The organism is Micromonospora sp. NPDC049891, assembly GCF_040660295.1.
Lineage (GTDB): Bacteria > Actinomycetota > Actinomycetes > Mycobacteriales > Micromonosporaceae > Micromonospora.
The window spans coordinates 13,961-29,849 of record NZ_JBFAML010000002.1 but is presented as its reverse complement, the minus strand read 5'-3'; the positions used below and the strand labels follow the sequence as shown (position 1 = coordinate 29,849).

Annotated in this window: 14 protein-coding genes and 1 riboswitch; of the genes, 9 read left to right on the top strand and 5 right to left on the bottom strand. The window is 71.3% G+C overall.

Features of this window, described 5'->3' with window-relative positions:
* Positions 1 to 18 precede the first annotated feature (18 nt).
* From AB0I71_RS03430 to AB0I71_RS03395, 8 genes are all read left to right on the top strand, one after another.
* Positions 19 to 1,188: a siderophore biosynthesis protein gene (locus tag AB0I71_RS03430; RefSeq protein ID WP_357581999.1), complete on the top strand. Its 1,170-nt coding sequence runs from the start codon at positions 19 to 21 to the stop codon at positions 1,186 to 1,188.
* Complete coding sequence (locus AB0I71_RS03425; protein WP_357581650.1) at positions 1,185 to 2,810, top strand: IucA/IucC family protein; 1,626 nt, start codon at positions 1,185 to 1,187, stop codon at positions 2,808 to 2,810. Before AB0I71_RS03430 ends, AB0I71_RS03425 begins: the two co-directional genes overlap by 4 nt.
* Entirely contained in the window at positions 2,807 to 4,444 is a 1,638-nt protein-coding gene (locus AB0I71_RS03420) for an IucA/IucC family protein (RefSeq protein WP_357581649.1), read from the top strand. Before AB0I71_RS03425 ends, AB0I71_RS03420 begins: the two co-directional genes overlap by 4 nt.
* Positions 4,441 to 5,568 carry an alanine racemase gene (locus AB0I71_RS03415; RefSeq protein WP_357581648.1) on the top strand — a complete coding sequence of 376 codons (1,128 nt, stop codon included), beginning with the start codon at positions 4,441 to 4,443 and terminating at the stop codon, positions 5,566 to 5,568. The genes AB0I71_RS03420 and AB0I71_RS03415 overlap by 4 nt, the downstream gene beginning before the upstream one ends.
* A 207-nt stretch (positions 5,569 to 5,775) precedes the next feature.
* A complete protein-coding gene (locus AB0I71_RS03410) occupies positions 5,776 to 6,864 on the top strand; it encodes an iron ABC transporter permease (protein ID WP_357581647.1) in 1,089 nt (362 codons plus the stop codon).
* 25 nt (positions 6,865 to 6,889) lie between these two features.
* Positions 6,890 to 7,876, top strand: a complete 987-nt coding sequence (locus tag AB0I71_RS03405) for an ABC transporter substrate-binding protein (RefSeq protein ID WP_357581646.1) — start codon at positions 6,890 to 6,892, stop codon at positions 7,874 to 7,876.
* On the top strand, positions 7,873 to 8,658 hold the full coding sequence (locus AB0I71_RS03400; RefSeq protein ID WP_357581645.1) for an ABC transporter ATP-binding protein: 786 nt from the start codon (positions 7,873 to 7,875) through the stop codon (positions 8,656 to 8,658). The genes AB0I71_RS03405 and AB0I71_RS03400 overlap by 4 nt, the downstream gene beginning before the upstream one ends.
* Entirely contained in the window at positions 8,655 to 9,392 is a 738-nt protein-coding gene (locus AB0I71_RS03395) for a methyltransferase domain-containing protein (protein WP_357581644.1), read from the top strand. The genes AB0I71_RS03400 and AB0I71_RS03395 overlap by 4 nt, the downstream gene beginning before the upstream one ends.
* 88 nt (positions 9,393 to 9,480) lie before the next feature.
* On the opposite strand, the gene AB0I71_RS03390 is transcribed toward AB0I71_RS03395, so the two are convergent.
* The 5 genes from AB0I71_RS03390 to AB0I71_RS03370 all read right to left on the bottom strand — a co-directional run bounded on the left by AB0I71_RS03390 (position 9,481) and on the right by AB0I71_RS03370 (position 15,028).
* A complete protein-coding gene (locus AB0I71_RS03390) occupies positions 9,481 to 10,521 on the bottom strand; it encodes a ribonucleotide-diphosphate reductase subunit beta (protein ID WP_357581643.1) in 1,041 nt (346 codons plus the stop codon).
* A complete protein-coding gene (locus AB0I71_RS03385; RefSeq protein WP_357581998.1) occupies positions 10,512 to 12,872 on the bottom strand; it encodes a ribonucleoside-diphosphate reductase subunit alpha in 2,361 nt (786 codons plus the stop codon). Before AB0I71_RS03385 ends, AB0I71_RS03390 begins: the two co-directional genes overlap by 10 nt.
* Positions 12,873 to 13,012: 140 nt before the next feature.
* Positions 13,013 to 13,219, bottom strand: a riboswitch (cobalamin riboswitch).
* Between the two features lie 71 nt (positions 13,220 to 13,290).
* Entirely contained in the window at positions 13,291 to 13,728 is a 438-nt protein-coding gene (locus tag AB0I71_RS03380) for a hypothetical protein (protein WP_357581642.1), read from the bottom strand.
* Entirely contained in the window at positions 13,725 to 13,874 is a 150-nt protein-coding gene (locus AB0I71_RS03375) for a hypothetical protein (protein WP_357581641.1), read from the bottom strand. Before AB0I71_RS03375 ends, AB0I71_RS03380 begins: the two co-directional genes overlap by 4 nt.
* Positions 13,875 to 14,020: 146 nt before the next feature.
* Positions 14,021 to 15,028, bottom strand: coding sequence for a helix-turn-helix domain-containing protein (locus AB0I71_RS03370; RefSeq protein WP_357581640.1), 1,008 nt, complete (start codon positions 15,026 to 15,028; stop codon positions 14,021 to 14,023).
* Between the two features lie 254 nt (positions 15,029 to 15,282).
* Here AB0I71_RS03370 and AB0I71_RS03365 point away from each other — a divergent pair, with 254 nt between their 5' ends.
* A complete protein-coding gene (locus AB0I71_RS03365; protein WP_357581639.1) occupies positions 15,283 to 15,825 on the top strand; it encodes a hypothetical protein in 543 nt (180 codons plus the stop codon).
* Positions 15,826 to 15,889: the final 64 nt, after the last annotated feature.

Below are 15,889 nucleotides of genomic sequence, written 5' to 3'. Positions count from 1 at the left end.
CCGCCGAGCCGGTTCGTGATGCTGTACCTGACCGCCCTCAATCCGACCGACTCCGTGCTGGACGGTCTGCTGCCGGCCGCTGATGCCCTCGGCCTGCCGGTCACCGTGCTCACCGACCGGCCCGACGACTGGCCCGGGACGCTGCGGGTGCGGGGCTGCCCGGTACGGGATCCGCTCGCCGTCGTCGAGGTGCTCCGGGAAGGGCCCGCCGCGGCGGGCCTGTTCTCCAACAGCGATCACCTACAGGCCGCGACGGCGCTGGCCGCCCGCCGCCTCGGCCTGCCCGGTAAGGACCCCGAGGCGGCCCGGCGCTGCAAGGACAAGGCCGCCACCCGGCAGGCAGTCGCCGACGCCGGTCTGGACGTGGTCCGCGCCCGGATGCTCACCCCGGAGCAGCCGCCGACGTTCGACGTCTTCCCCGCCGTGGTCAAGCCCCGTGACGGCGTCGCCAGTGAGGACGCCTACCTGGTGACCGACGAGCACGACCTGACCCGGCGGGTGACCGAGATCCGCCGCCGCCGGCCGGACGCGCCGTTGGTGGTGGAGGAGTACCTGCCCGGCGAGGTACGCACCCACGACACCCTGGGTGACGCCGGGACGCTTACCGTGCTCGGCGGCTGGCGTACCACGCTCGGCCCACCGCCCACCTTCACCGAGCTGTACCTGGACTGGGCACCGGCGCCCCCGGCGACAGCCGACGAGCTGCGGGTCCAACTGGACGCCCTCGGCGTACGGTTCGGCGCCTGCCACACCGAGTTCGTCGTACACCGGGGCCGTCCCCGCCTCATCGAGGTCAACGACCGGCTGATCGGTGACCGGATGGACCTCGTCCTCGCCGAGCTGCTCGGGGTGCCACTGTTCGAGTACGTCATCCGGCTGCACCTCGGCGAGCCGGTGGCCGACCTCGATCTGCCCGACCCGGCCGCGATCCGGCGGACCGCCCGGGTGGAGTACGTCTGTGCCGACCGTGGCGGCACCCTCCGCGCCGCACCCGGGCCGGTGGACGCGGTACGCGACGGGATACGACTCGGCTGTCGCCCGCTGCGGACGGTCGGGACCACCGCCGAGAGGACCGGCACCAACCGCGACTACCTGGCCGTCCTGCACGCCATCGGGTCGGATCCGGTCGCCGTCGGTCGCGCGCTTGTCGAGTTCCGCGCCGGACTCGACTGGGTGATCACCAGGTGACCGACCCGGTAGAGCAGGAGCTGTTCCGCCGGGTGCTGGACGCCCTGCTGCGAGAGGACCATCTCGGCCTGGCCAGCGGTGGTGGTCCCGACGGTTGCGGCTGGTGGGAGGCACCGCACCGCGCCGGCCGGTTACGCCTTCCGGTCCGTCCCGACGGCTTCCAGCACGCCGTCCGGCTCGCCCGCGCCGAGCTGCACGTGCAGCCGCCCGGTCGGGCAGCCACCCGTCGGGTGGGCACGCTGGCAGGCCTGTTGGAGCTGCTCGCGCCGCACGACGACACCGAAGCCGAGCAGGGGTGGCGGGCCTTCGTCGACGAATGTCGACAGGATCTGCTGGCCCGCCGGCTGGCCACGGCCACCCGGGCGCACACCTACGCCCGGGTCGCCGCCGCCCGGGTCAGTACGCCCACCGGCTTCGGCGGTGCCCTCCTCGACGACGTGCTCGCCGCCCATGCCGGCCATGCCGTCTACCCCACCGACAGGTGCCGGCACGGACTGGACGGTGCCGAGCTGCTCCGGTACGCACCGGAGCACGCCCCTGCCTTCACCCTGCGTTGGCTGCCCGTACCGGCCCGGACGCTGCGGCTCAACGGCCGGTTGCCCGCCTGGTGGCCGGCGCCGCGCCAGGCCGGGGAGGTGCTGCTGCCGGTTCATCCGCTCACCGCCGAGCGGTCGGCCCTGCCGGTGCTCGACCTACCTGGCCCCACCGTTCGGCCCACGCTGTCGATGCGGACCGTAGCGCTGGACGACGATCCGACGAGCCACCTGAAGCTGCCGCTGTCGACCGCGAGCCTGGGTGCCCGCAACCGCCGCACCCTCGCGCCGGATTCGCTGTCCGACGGTGCGTCGGTGGCCGCGCTGCTCGGCCGCATCGCCGCGGCACAACCGCACTTCGCCGACCGGATCATGCACGCCGACGAGAGCACCTTCGGTCACTGCGATGACGACGAACTGCGGTCCTTTCTGCTGCGCCGGCTGCCCGCCGGGCTGGAGCGGGCGACAGTGGTGCCGGTGGCCGCGCTCGCCGCTGCGGATCCCACCGCCGGCACTGTCGCCCAGCGGATCGGCGGCGCCGACCCGACCCGACTGCTCGGGTCCTATCTGGATCTCTTGCTCGACTGGCACGTGTGCCTGTGGTTACGGTACGGAGTGGCGTTGGAAGCACATCCGCAGAACATCCATCTGGTCCTGCCGGTCGACGGTCCGGTCCGGTTGCTGTACAAGGACAACGACGGGGCCCGGCTGGATCCCCGGCACGCGGGTCCGGTCCGGCTGTGCGACCAGCGGATGTGGATCCGCCATCCCGGGGAGCTGGCCGACATGTTCGTCACGATCACCCTCCACCTGGCGGCGGCGGCACCCCTGCTCGCCCTGGCGGAGCAGGGCGTCACCGTGCCCTCCCCCACCGAGGCGCTCGCGCCCCGGCTCCGCGCCGCCCGTGACCGGTGGGGCGACACACGCGCCGCGCGGCGTCTCGTCGACGGCGTCCTGACCGCCGACCGGTTGCCGGTCAAGGCGATGCTCACCGCCGGCACGCTGCTGCCCAAGCACCGGATCGGCTGCACCGACGTGAACAAGTTTTACCGCCGCACCGGCCCGAACTACCTGCGGAGCGCCGCGTGACGCCGCGGACGGCCGAGACCACCACCTCGCCCGCGGAGCACGCCGCCGATCTGGCCGCCGCGCACACCCTGCTCTCCTGCTACCTGCGGGAGGTCGCCGCACCCGACGGCGCCGCCGAGACCCTCGGCGAAATCCTCCGGATCCGGTTGCCGCACCTCGGACTGACGCTCACCTGCCGACTGGCGCGGCTCTCCCCCGTGCTGGCGCACCGCTACGTCGGACCGGTCCGATGCCGGCAGACAGCGGGGACGACGATCCGCCGTCATCCGGCCCTCCCGGAGCCGCCGACCACCGACACACCAGTCGACGGCGGTCAGCTCGCCCGGCTGCTCGCCGCGGAGCTGACCGCCCGCACCGGGCTGGCCAACGACGAGTTCGTCGAACAGGTGCTCGGTAGCCGGGACGCGCTGGCCACCCTGCTGCGGTTACGCCCGTCGAGCGACCCCACCCCCACCGGTGACCCGGTGGTGGACAGCTACGTCGACTCCGAACAGTCCCTGGTGCACGGGCACCCGCACCACCCCAGCCCGAAGTGGCGCAGTGGTGATCCGGCGAGTTGGCGTCGCTACGCCCCGGAGCTGCGCAGCACCTTCCGGCTGAGCTGGCTCGCCGTGCCCGCCGAGTTGGTGGCCGGCGACGGGCCGGTCGACGAGCTGATCGCGCCGCTGGACCCGCCGGCCGCGCCACCCGGGCACCACCTGCTGCCGGTGCACCCGTGGCAGCTCAGCCTGATGCCGCCGACCGAGCCGAGGTTGCGTCAGCTCGGCCCGGCCGGCGTGCCGATCCGCCCGACCGCGAGCGTGCGTACGCTCTACGCCCCCTCGGCGGACCTGTTCCTCAAGACCAGCCTGCACGTACGCATCACCAACTGCCTGCGCAAGAACGCCCGCTACGAGTTGGCCGGGGCGGTGGCGCTCACCCGTTTCCTGTCCACCGTGCCGCTCCCCACGCGGATCGGACTGCTCCGCGAGCCCGGCTACCGCACCGTCGACCTGCCGGGACCGGACGAGGCGTACGGCACGATCCTGCGGACCGGGGTGCGCGAGCATCTGCGGCCGGGCGAACGGGTGGTGCTGGCGGCGGCGCTGGCCACCGCGCCACTGACCGTGCCGGACCCGTTCGACTGGTGGCGGGCGTACGTCGAGCTGCTGGTCCCCACAGTTCTGCGACTGTGGCTCGGTCACGGCGTGATTCACGAGGCACACCTGCAGAACGTGCTCGTGGTGCTGGACGTGGACGGCCGCCCGGTGCGCCTGATCCTGCGTGATCTTGAAGGACTGAAGCTGGATCTCGGTCGGTTGGCGGCCTGGCCCGACCGGATCCCCCGGCAGGCCGCCTACACCCCCGCCCAGGCGGCCCGGCGCGTCGTCTACTGCCTGTTCGTCAACCATCTCGCCGGTCTCGCCGGTGCGCTCGCCGACGGCCACCCCGGCACCGAGCCTCGACTGTGGCAGACGGTCCGGCGAGTCGTCGAAGCGACGTACGCGGACCTGGGCGAGCCGACCGAAGTGACCGCGCTGCTCGACGGCGCTCCGCTCGCCGCGAAGGCGAACCTGCTGGTCCGCTGGCACCGGGCAGCCGACCAGCAGGCACCCTACGTCGCGGTGCCCAACCCGCTGGGCGGCGCCGGGTGACCCGACCGACGTACGTCTACGACCTCGCCGCCCTCGCCACCCACGCCGCCGCCGTCCGGGCGGCCCTACCGGAGCGGGTCGAGCTGCTCTACGCGGTCAAGGCCAATCCCGACCCGGGGATGCTGCGCACCCTCGCGGCCGTTGTCGACGGTTTCGAGGCGGCCAGTCGGGGCGAACTGCGGCACCTCGCTGCGGTGCTGCCCGACCGGCGGGTGGCCGCCTTCGCCGGACCAGGCAAGACCGACGCGGATCTCGCGGCGGCGTTGGCCGCCGACGTGGGCCGGGTCCACGTCGAGTCCACCGCCGAACTGCACCGGCTGGCCGCCCTGGCCCGGGCCGCCGGGCGTACCGTCGACGTGCTGCTGCGGGTGAACCTGCCGGTCGCGACGCCCGGCGCGGTCCTGGTGATGGGCGGGCAGCCGAGCCCGTTCGGGATGGACCCGCAGGAGGCGGTCCGGCTCGCCGCCGACCCGCCGGCCGGGGTCCGGATCCGGGGGGTGCACGCCCACCTGGCCAGCGGGCTCGACGCGGCGACCGCCGCCGTGGTGGCACGCGAGGTGACCGACTGGGCGGTACGGCAGGTACGGGCCGAGGAGGTGAACGTCGGCGGTGGCATGGCCGTCGACTACCGCCGCCCGGAGCGCCGCTTCGACTGGCCGAGCTACGGTCGGCTGCTCGGCGAGGTGTCGGCGGCCTACCCGACGGTCCGGCTCCGGATCGAACCCGGCCGCGCCGTGGCGGTCTACTGCGGGTCGTACGTCACCGAGGTGGTCGACGTGAAGCGGTCCCAGGGGCAGTGGTTCGTGATCGTCGCCGGCGGCACCCACCAGCTGCGTACCCCGGCGGCGAAGGGGCACTCGCAGCCGTACGCGGTGGTGCCCCGGGGCGGCGACGGGCCACGCACCGACGGGGGCCCGGTCACTGTCGTCGGGCAGCTCTGCACCCCGAAGGACGTCCTCGCGCACACCAGCGACGGCCCCGCCGTTGCGGTCGGCGACGTGCTGGTGTTCGCGATGGCCGGCGCCTACGCCTGGAACATCAGCCACCGCGACTTCCTCATGCACGACCCGCCAGACTTCCGAGTCGGAGATCCACTCGCCGTCGCCCATGACTGGGGTCGTTGATCGCCGTGATCCGCTGACGCCCTCAGCTCGACAGGGCCGACCCTCGGTGCGACGACCCTCGGCACCACCACCGTCCAGGGGTGCAGCTTTCGGGTCGGCCGGCGGCCACGTGGTGAACAACGACTCATCCGCTTTCCGCTGCTCTGATCTTGCTGGTAGCTTTTGCCAAGACTTTGCAAGAGCGAAGTGAGTGCAGATGGAGGTGCGGTGACCACCACCGCCCTGCCCGAGAGCCGGGCGGACCTGCTCGGCGTCGCGGCGCAGCGCCGCCGCACCGGGATCTGGTTGCTCGCGCTGACGGTCGGGCTGATCGTCACCGGCGTGGCCGCCGTCGGCTCCGGCGCGGTCGGCATCCCGCCGATCACGGTGGCCCGGATCATCGGGCATCACCTCGTCGGCCTGCCCGGCGAGGTGACCTGGACCGCAGCGCAGGACGCCATCGTCTGGCAGGTCCGACTGCCCCGGGTGCTGCTCGGCATGCTTGTCGGCGCCGGGCTGGCCGCCTGCGGGGTGGCCTTGCAGGCCATGGTGCGCAACGTGCTGGCCGACCCGTACCTGCTGGGGATCAACTCCGGCGCCTCCAGCGGGGCCGCCGCCGCGATCCTGTTCGGCGCGGGCGCCGGCTTCGGGCAGTACGCCCTGTCCAGCAGCGCCTTCCTCGGCGCGCTCGGCGCGTCGCTGCTGGTCTTCCTGATCGCCCGCAGCGGCGGACGGGTGACCTCGATCCGGCTGCTGCTGTCCGGCGTCGCCGTCGGATACGCCCTCTACGCCACCACCAGTTTCCTGATCTTCGCCTCGGGGTCCGCGGAGGGGGCCCGGTCGGTGATGTTCTGGCTCCTCGGCTCCCTCGGTCTGGCCCGGTGGAACGTCCTGCTGCTGGTCGCCGCGATCGTGCTGGGCGGCATGATCGGCTACCTGACCATCGTCGGGCGACGGCTCGACGTGCTGGCCATCGGCGACGAGACCGCGCAGACCCTGGGGGTGTCACCCGACCGGTTCCGGCTCCGGCTGCTCGTGCTGGTGTCGCTGAGTGTCGGCGTGCTGGTCTCCGCCGCCGGCAGCATCGGTTTCGTCGGCCTCGTCGTGCCGCACCTGGCGCGCCGCATCGTCGGCGCCCCACACGTGCGCGTGGTGCCGGTGGCCGCGTTGCTCGGCGCCATCCTGCTGGTCTGGGCCGATGTGCTCGCCCGGGTGCTGCTGGCCCCCCAGGAGATCCCGATCGGCATCATCACCGCCCTGCTCGGTGCCCCGTTCCTGCTCGTCCTGATCCGCCGTCTGCACGCCACCGGCGCCTGAGCGCCCGATGAGCCGAGGAGCACCGATGAAGGCAACCCGTCTCGCCGTCACGGCGACCACGTCCGCCCTGGTGTTGCTGGTCGCCGCCTGCGGCGGCGGCACCGGCGAGCCGGCGGCGGCCGGTCCCGGGTATCCGGTCACCGTCACCAACTGCGGCGTCGAGGTGACCTTCGACGCCGCGCCGGAGCGGGTCGTGCTGCTCAAGAGCGCGGCCGTGCCGTACCTGCACGCGCTCGGCGTGCTGGACCGGGTCACCGCCCGGGCCGGGCAGTACCCCAGGGACTACTACGACGCCGCGACCCTCGCCGGGCTGGACCGGATCCCTCTGCTGACCGACAAGACCGACACCAGTGGCCACCTGCAGATCTCCACGGAGGTGGTGATCAGCCAGGAGCCGGACCTGGTGCTCGGGGAGGTCGACAACCTGTCCCGCGACACCCTGTCGGCGGTGGACATCCCGCTGCTGGAGGAACCGGCCATGTGCCCGGACAACACCGCAACCCCCAGCTTCGACGACATCTACCGGCAGATGGAGACCTACGGTCGGGTGTTCGGCCGTGAGGCGGAGGCGGCCACCGCGGTCAGCGCGCTCCAGGACCGGATGACGGCGATCCGGGCCACCGCGGGTACGGCGTCCGGTCGTACCGCCGCCGTTCTGTACCCGACTGTCGGCGGCGGCACCACGTACGCGTACGGCTCCGCCAGCATGGCCCACCCGCAACTGGAGGCGGCCGGCTTCCGCAACGTCTTCGGCGACACACCGGAACGGGTCTTCGAGGTCACCGTCGAGGAACTGCTCGGCCGTGACCCCGACGTGCTGATTCTGCTCTACAGCGACGGCGACCCCGCTGCGGTCGAGCAGGGCCTGACCGGTCTTCCCGGCGCGGAGAAGCTCAAGGCGGTCCGCAACGGCACGGTGATGACCCAGCTGTTCAACTTCACCGAGCCGCCGACCCCGCTGTCCATCGACGGCCTGGCGCGGATCGTGCAACGGTTCCGGGTCGGCTCGTGATCCAGGCGACCCGGGTTTCCTGGCGCTACGGCGCCAACCCGGTGATCGACGGAGTCAGCGTGACGGCGCGCCCCGGCCGGGTGCTCGGCCTGATCGGCCCCAACGGCAGTGGTAAGACCACCCTGCTGCGGCTGCTCTACGGCGCGCTGCGCAGCGGCACCGGGCGGATCATCGTGGACGGTGACGACCTTGCCGCGCTGCCGTCGCGGGAGGCCGCGCGCCGGTTGGCAGTGGTCGTGCAGGAGACCGGCGGCGAGACCGCCCTCACCGTGGCGGAACTGGTGCTGCTGGGCCGCGGCCCGCACCTGAACGCCTTCCAGCGCACCGGGCCGGCCGATCACGAGATCGCGACGGAGTGCCTGATCCGGGTCGGTGCCGCCCACCTGGGGTCACGCGCGTTCGCCCGGCTCTCCGGCGGTGAACGCCAACGCGTGCTCATCGCCCGGGCGCTGGCCCAGCAGGCCACTCACCTGCTGCTCGACGAACCCACGAACCATCTCGACATCCGCTACCAGCACGAGATCCTGCGGCTGGTACGCGACCTCGGCACCTGCGCCGTCGTCGTGCTGCACGACCTGAACCTCGCCGCCCGCTACTGCGACGACCTGGTGCTGCTCGGTCAGGGCGGGGTCGCCGCCGCCGGCACCACCGACGAGGTCCTCGACCCCGCCGTTCTCGAACCCGTCTACGGCATCGGCATCCAGCGTCTCGACCTCGACGGCGCCATTCACCTGCTGTACCACCCGCACGGTCAACACGCCGTCGAAAGGAGCGCCGCATGAGCGAGCGTCAGCGAGCGAATCCTCAACTCAGTGCCGTCATGAGCGCACAGGACCGCATCAACACGTACTGGACCGGCCGGGCGCCCGGCTACGACGAGTACCAGCAGCGCACCGACCGCCTGACCGCCGACACCCGGGCCTGGTCGCAGATCTGGGCCGAGGCGCTGCCCCCGGCACCGCTGGAGGTGCTCGACGTCGGCACCGGCACCGGGCAGGTCGCCATGGTGCTGGCCGGACTCGGCCACCGGGTCACCGGCATCGACCTCGCCGAGGGCATGCTCGCCCAGGCCCGCCACCACGCCGCCACGATCGCGGACGGTCCGGTCATCCGGCACGGCGATGCCGTGCACCCGGACTTCCCATCCGCCAGCTTCGACGCCGTCGTCAGCCGCTACCTGATGTGGACGCTGCGCGAGCCGGAGACCGCGGTGGCGAACTGGGCCCGCCTGCTGCGCCCCGGTGGCACGGTCGCCGTTGTCGACAGCACCTGGTTCCCCGAGGGCCTGGACAACGCCTCGGAGAACTTCGCCGACCACTACGACGGTCAGGTCCGAGCGGTGTTGCCGCTGGCCGCCGCGACCTCCATCGACCAGACCGTGGCAGTGCTCGAACGGGCGGGAATCACCGGGGTCACCGCCACGTCGCTGACGTCGATCTTCGAGCTGGACCGGCGGTTCGGCGTCGCCCCGAACCACGAGCACCGGATGCAGTACCTGATCGCCGGTCGGGTCTGAGGCAGACCCGCGAACCGGGCGGCCCGGCGGTGATCGGCAGGATCATCGCCGGGCCGGACCGGGTCAGCGGGTTGCGGCTGGGCCGCCGTCAGAAGTCGTCGTCGAACGCGACAGTGCCGGAGACCCCGACCTGGTAGGCCGACACCCGCCGCTCGAAGAAGTTGGACAACTCCTGCACGTCCTGCAACTCCATGAAAGCGAACGGGTTCTTCGACCCGTACAGCGGTTCGATCTCCAACTGCGCCAGCCGGCGGTCGGCGACGTGCTGGAGGTACTCGCGCATGTCGACCAGGGAGAGCCCGGACACGCCCTGTTCGAGCAGGTCGGCCGCGAACTGCACCTCGCACTCGACGGCTTCGGCCAGCATGTCCCGGACCTGCTGTGCCATCTCGGCGTCGAACAGGTCCGGCTCCTCGGCGCGTACGGTGTCGACCACGTCGAAGGCGAAGGCCATGTGCATCGACTCGTCCCGGAACACCCAGTTGGTGCCCGAGGCCAGGCCGTGCAGCAGGCCCCGGGACCGCAGGAAGTACACGTAGGCGAAGGCGCCGTAGAAGAACAGTCCCTCGATGCAGGCGGCGAAGCAGATCAGGTTCAGCAGGAACGCCCGCCGGTCCTCGCGGGTCTCCAGCTCCCGTAGCTCGAAGATGGAGTCGATCCACTTGAAGCAGAACTCGGCCTTGCGGGCGATCGACGGGATGTTCTCCACCGCCGCGAACGCCGCGAACCGTTCCCGCTCGTCCGGCACGTAGGTGTCGAGGAGGTTCAGGTAGAACTGGACGTGCACCGCCTCCTCGAACAGTTGCCGCGACAGGTAGAGCCGACCCTCCGGCGAGTTGACGTGCTGGTAGAGGTTGAGCACGAGGTTGTTGGCGACGATGGTGTCGCCGGTGGCGAAGAACGCGACCAGCCGGGACACCAGGTGCTGCTCCGCCGGGGACAGCTTGGCCAGGTCGGCGAGGTCGGAATGCAGGTCGACCTCCTCGACGGTCCAGGTGTTCTTGATGGCGTCCTTGAACCTGTCGAAGAACTGCGGGTAACGCATCGGCCGCAGGGTCAGGTCCATGCCGGGGTCGAGCAGCATCTGCCGCTTGTCGGTGCTGGTCTCGGAAAGGGTGGTCACTGGCATGCCTCGCAGCTCTCGGGATTCTCCAGGGAGCAGGCCAACGCCTCGTCGTCGCTCACCGCGACGACCGGCTTGATGGCGACGGTGGCCTGCTGGATCCGGGTCGCCGGACGCGACCGCAGGTAGTAGGTGGTCTTGAGCCCGGCTTTCCAGGCGTACAGGTACATCGAGGAGAGCTTGCCGATGGTCGGCGCGCTCAGGAACAGGTTGAGCGACTGTGACTGGTCGATGAACGGGGCACGGGCGGCGGCCAGGTCGATGAGCGCCCGCTGCGGCAGCTCCCACGCGGTCCGGAACAGCTCCCGCACGTCCGCCGGCAGCTCGCCGATGCCCTGCACCGACCCCTCGGCCCGCTTGATCTGTTCCCGGATCGGCGCGGTCCACAGTCCGCGCGTCTTCAGCTCCCGCACCAGGTAGGTGTTGATCTGAAGGAACTCACCGGACATCGTCTCGCGTTTGAACAGGTTGGACACCTGCGGCTCGATGCACTCGTAACATCCGGCGATCGAGGCGATCGTGGCGGTCGGCGCGATCGCGACTAGCAGCGAGTTCCGCAGTCCGTGGCGCGAGATCCGCTCCCGCAACTCCGTCCACCGCTGGGCCTGCGTCACCTCCGCGCCCCACAGGTCGGGATGCAACTCACCCTTCGCGGCCCGGGTTTCGGCGTACGCGGGGTGCGGGCCGAACCGTTCGGCGAGCCCGACCGACGTTTCCAGCGCGGTCAGGAAGATCTCCTCCTGTACCCGGGTCGACAGCTCCCGTGCCGGCACCGAGTCGAACGGCAGACGCAACGTGAACAACGCGTCCTGCAGGCCCATCAGCCCGAGCCCGACCGGACGCCAGCGCGGGTTCGACACCGCCGTCTGCTCGGCCGGGTAGTAGTTGATGTCGATCACCCGGTCGAGGAACACCACAGCCGTGCGTACCGTGGCGCGCAGCTTCTCCCAGTCGACGCCGTCGGCGGTGACGTGCGCGCCCAGGTTCACCGACCCGAGGTTGCACACCGCCGTCTCGGTGTCGCTGTTGACCTCCAGGATCTCCGTGCACAGGTTCGACAGGTGGATCGTGTTGCCGGGCGCACCGGTCTGGTTGGACAGTCGGTTCGCCGCGTCCTTGAACGTCATCCAGCCGTTGCCGGTCTGCGCGAGCGTACGCATCATCCGGCCGTACAGGTCCCGGGCCTTCACCGTCCGCACGGCCTTCTTCTCCGCCGCCCGGTACGCCTCGTCGAACGCCTCGCCGAAAAGGTCCGGCAGCTCGGGCGCGTCCGACGGGTCGATCAGCGACCAGTCGCCGTCCGCCTCCACCCGCCGCATGAACTCGTCGGGAATCCAGTTGGCCAGGTTCAGGTTGTGGGTACGCCGGGACTCCTCGCCGGTGTTGTCCCGCAGCTCCAGGAACTCCTCGATGTCCGGGTGCCACGGTTCCAGGTACACGCAGGCCGCGCCCTTACGACGGCCGCCCTGGTTGACCGCCGCCACCCCCGCGTCGAGGGTCTTGAGGAACGGCACGATGCCGTTGGACCTGCCGTTGGTGCCCCGGATCAGCGCGCCCCGACCCCGGACCCTCGACCAGGAGATGCCGATACCGCCGGAGAACTTCGACAGCTTCGCCACCTGGTGGTAGCGCTCGTAGATCGAGTCGAGTTCGTCGCGCGGCGAGTCGACAAGGAAACACGACGACATCTGGGTGTGCCGGGTGCCCGAGTTGAACAGCGTCGGTGAACTCGGCAGGTACGCCAGGCTCGACATCAGCCGGTAGAACCCGATCGCCTCGCCCGGTGTCTGCGACAGCCCGCAGGCGACGCGCAGCAGCCAGTACTGCGGCGTCTCCACCACCAGGCGGGTCTGCGGATGCCGCAGCAGGTAACGGTCCGCGACCGTACGCAGGCCGAAGTACTCGAACCGCAGGTCGCCGTCCGGGTCGACCGCGTCGTCCAGCTTGCGCGAGTTGCGGGCCACGAACGCCGCAGTCGCGTCCCCGATCAGCCCCAGGTCGTGCGCGTACCGGATGGACTGGCTGAAGCTGGCCACCTGCTGTCCCCGGACCTCCTTGTCCACGTACGCGGCCAGCAGCCGCGCCGCCAGCTTCGAGTACTGCGGCTCCGCACCGATCAGCTCGGCGGCCGTCTGGATGGACAGCTTGTCCAGCTCGGCGGTGGTGGCACCGTCGTACAGGCCGCTGATGGTCTTCGTGGCCACCCGCAGCGGATCGACCTCGTCGAGGTCGGTCACCCACCGCTCCACCGCCCGGACGATCTTGTTGACGTCCACCGGTTCCGTGGCGCCGTCGCGTTTGCGGACCTGCATCACATGCCGGCGCTGCTCCGACACACCTGCGTCGGAGGCCGGCATCTCCCGCACGACCGTCACGTCTCTCTCCTCGCGCCGTCTGCTGAGGGCCTCGGACACGCGGGAGGACGCCACGGACCCGCGCCGAGGGCGCGGCCGTTGATGGCGTCGGCCGTCCCACGCGGCCTGCGGCCGCCGCCCACGAGTGCGGGCGGCGTGCTGGCAGGTCTTCGGACTCGTGGGCGTGCTCACGCGCTCCTACTGGCCGTCGCTTCCCAGGCCGGGGCCCAGTGCGTTGTGACGGCTGTCGTTCCCACTCACCGCTGCGGGGCAGTCCCGGATTCGCACCGGGTTCCCTCTTGCCTCGGCCGCCCCGGATGGGCGCCCGAACCAGCTACAGGTGACACCATATATGGGTCACCCACGAACGCAAGACACCAGATGGTGTGTCGGCGAGTCCTGCAACAGATGTCACATCCGGCTACGCCGTCCGGCCGGTGCGTGCTTGACCGGTCGCAGGCAGGCGGGCGTACGAAGAGGACGGCGGATGCGACGGGGTCCTGATCGTCGGCCACGCCCCGGCGTGGCTACCCGCCCCGCAGGTACACCGCAGCCACGCGAGAAACCGGGTCGTCAGCTCGCCGGGGTCCTCACGCGGCAGGTCGTCCAACGCCGCCGTCAACAAGGCACCCGCGTACATCGACAGGCCCACCCGGTCCCGGCCGTACGCCTCGGCAAGCCGCACCCGCGCTGGGGCGCACGGCCACGACGGTTCGCCCTCGCAACTGGCGCACGTCCACTCCGGCCGGCGGGGCAGGTGCTCGTCGGCGAGCCGGGCGGGCAGGGCGTCGACGGCCCGGCCGATTCGCACCGCCTCGGCGGCCATCGCGTCCCGATAGCTGACGGCACGCCCAGTCATGCCGGCCACCGGGCTTTGCGCCGGGCCTGGTCGAGCAGGCGTTGCCGGGCGGCCTCCTGCTCGACGGTCTCCCGCCGCTGCCCGCCGTCAGCCAGCGGTATCGGCCGCTGCCGCAGCCACCACCAGAACCTGTGCCACCTGCTCACGCCATCACCTCCGCCGAAGTTCGAGGACGGGGGCGGCGGTACGTGGGGGCGCACCGCCACCACCCACAAGAATCGTGCGATGGCCGTGGGCACTCAGGGCAGGTGCGAGGCGTCCGGCGTCCTGTCCGGGACGGTTGACGGACAGCTCAGCCGGTAGCGACCGCGAGTGCCTGCCGATACTCCTGCGTCCATGCGGCGTCCCGCTGGTCAGGCGGCAACCCAGCCAACCCGGCGCGCAGATTGTCGATGCCGGCCGACGTGTCGCCGAGCGCCAGATAGGCCAGCCCGAGGCCCATCCTGCTGAACGTGGGCGTCAGCCAGTAGGCCAGGACCGGTGCCTGCTCGCGCTCGGCCGCCTCGGTGAGGTCACTCGCCGCACCGAGGAGCCCTGCCGCTGAGTGCCGATCGCCGAGTAGCGCGAACCCGTGGGCGGCCTGGACCGCGTCGCCGACGCGTTGCAGGGCCGTCGCCCCGGGTGTGTGGTACGCGGCGAGGAAGTGTCGCACGATGCCGCGCGGGTTGCCCCGCTGCCGCTCCAGGTAGCCTCGGAAGTTCTCCACCTGCGCCGCGAGCGGGCCACTGTCAACGGCGTCGGCCTGCCTGGCGGCCTCGGTCAGCACCTGTATCGCCTCGCCATCGTTGCGGGCTTCGGCATGCAACCAGCCGACGAACTGCGTCCACTCCGCCACCAACTCGTGCAGCTGGCCGACGTACGGCCCGGCGGCCCGCTCGGCGAGTTGCTGCACAGCGGACTGCTGCGCCACCATGGCCGGCAGCGTCACCGGAGCCGGCAGAACGTCGTCAAGGCGGCGTTGCGCAGCCAGCACCTCGGCGAGCGACCGCACCGCAGCGGCGTCGAGGCGGGTCGGTTCGGCGAGCACGTACGCCAGGCGGTCATCGTCGTCGGGGGTGGTCACGGTCGGGGCATCGACCACCATCGCGGCCAGCTTCCCGCCGGCCTGCAGGGTGTCGTCAAGGTGTGCGGCGAGTTCCCGGGACGGTCGAGTACGACCCGTCTCGAGGTCGTGCACGTAGCTCTTCCCGACGTACGCAAGGCGAGCCAGATCGCGCAGTGACAGGCCACGGACACGTCGAAGTCGGGCAAGCTCAGCGGGGAACCGTGGGTCAACGATGGTGCGCGCGCTCGGCGGCATGGCGAAGCTCCCAGGTGGAGGACTGTGCGGCGATCCGCTGGCCCCCACACCCGCGAGCCGCCACAATCGACGGTACCCGGCTCCGACATGCAGCGGCAGCAAACGTCAGACGAGCCAGGCCCGTGTCGGCGACATGGCGGCTCGCGCAGACCTGTCGAATCCGGTCATCGGCGGAGGCACGACGCCGCGTCATCGTCATCGGCCCGAGACTCAACCGAGCTCGGAGGTCGACCCTGCTCTGCGATCGTCAGAGCATGGTCGCCCCGACGCGCGCGAGGACACGGCGGATCGTCGCCACGCTGGCCGCCGCGCTGCTCGTCCTGACCGGCCTGACCTCCTGCACGCCAGAGATCAAGGGCATCACCGGCCTGACCGTGGATGCTGACGGCCGGCCGCTCGCGGCACTGACCTGGTGCGCGGACAAGCCGCCGGACGTGATTGTCCTTGCCACCGAAGACGCGGTCTCGCCCACTCCGTCCGGCGCTCCGGCACCGTCCGCGAACTGGCCGAGTTGGCCGGGCCGGGACTATGACGTACCCGGGGACGTGACCTCGCCGGCCAGCGTCCAACTGCCGGGATTTCCGCCCGATCCCGCTCCTGATCGGCGCGCCACCTTCCGCATGTACGGCGTCGCCGGCAACAACAGCTTCACCACCCACTCGGTGACCTTCCGGCTGCCCGAACTCGCCGGCCTGCAACCAGGATCGGTCATGATCACCGCCATCGTGAACAACGACGAGGTACCGAAGTACGTTTCCCTCGACGAGTTCGCGCGCCTCGGCAGGGCCGAGTGCTGACCTCGCGCGGTTCTGCCATCCTGGCCGGGTGAAACCCAACCTGGAGAGGATCCCAGGAGAGCAA

Bases quoted from the DNA above. Each gene is read 5' to 3' on its own strand.
- AB0I71_RS03430 (WP_357581999.1), top strand. From the start codon at position 19: ATGCTGTACCTGACCGCCCTCAATCCGACCGACTCCGTGCTGGACGGT.
- AB0I71_RS03405 (WP_357581646.1), top strand. From the start codon at position 6,890: ATGAAGGCAACCCGTCTCGCCGTCACGGCGACCACGTCCGCCCTGGTG.
- AB0I71_RS03395 (WP_357581644.1), top strand. From the start codon at position 8,655: ATGAGCGAGCGTCAGCGAGCGAATCCTCAACTCAGTGCCGTCATGAGC.
- AB0I71_RS03390 (WP_357581643.1), bottom strand. From the start codon at position 10,521: ATGCCAGTGACCACCCTTTCCGAGACCAGCACCGACAAGCGGCAGATG.
- AB0I71_RS03385 (WP_357581998.1), bottom strand. From the start codon at position 12,872: ATGCCGGCCTCCGACGCAGGTGTGTCGGAGCAGCGCCGGCATGTGATG.
- AB0I71_RS03380 (WP_357581642.1), bottom strand. From the start codon at position 13,728: ATGACTGGGCGTGCCGTCAGCTATCGGGACGCGATGGCCGCCGAGGCG.
- AB0I71_RS03370 (WP_357581640.1), bottom strand. From the start codon at position 15,028: ATGCCGCCGAGCGCGCGCACCATCGTTGACCCACGGTTCCCCGCTGAG.
- AB0I71_RS03365 (WP_357581639.1), top strand. From the start codon at position 15,283: ATGGTCGCCCCGACGCGCGCGAGGACACGGCGGATCGTCGCCACGCTG.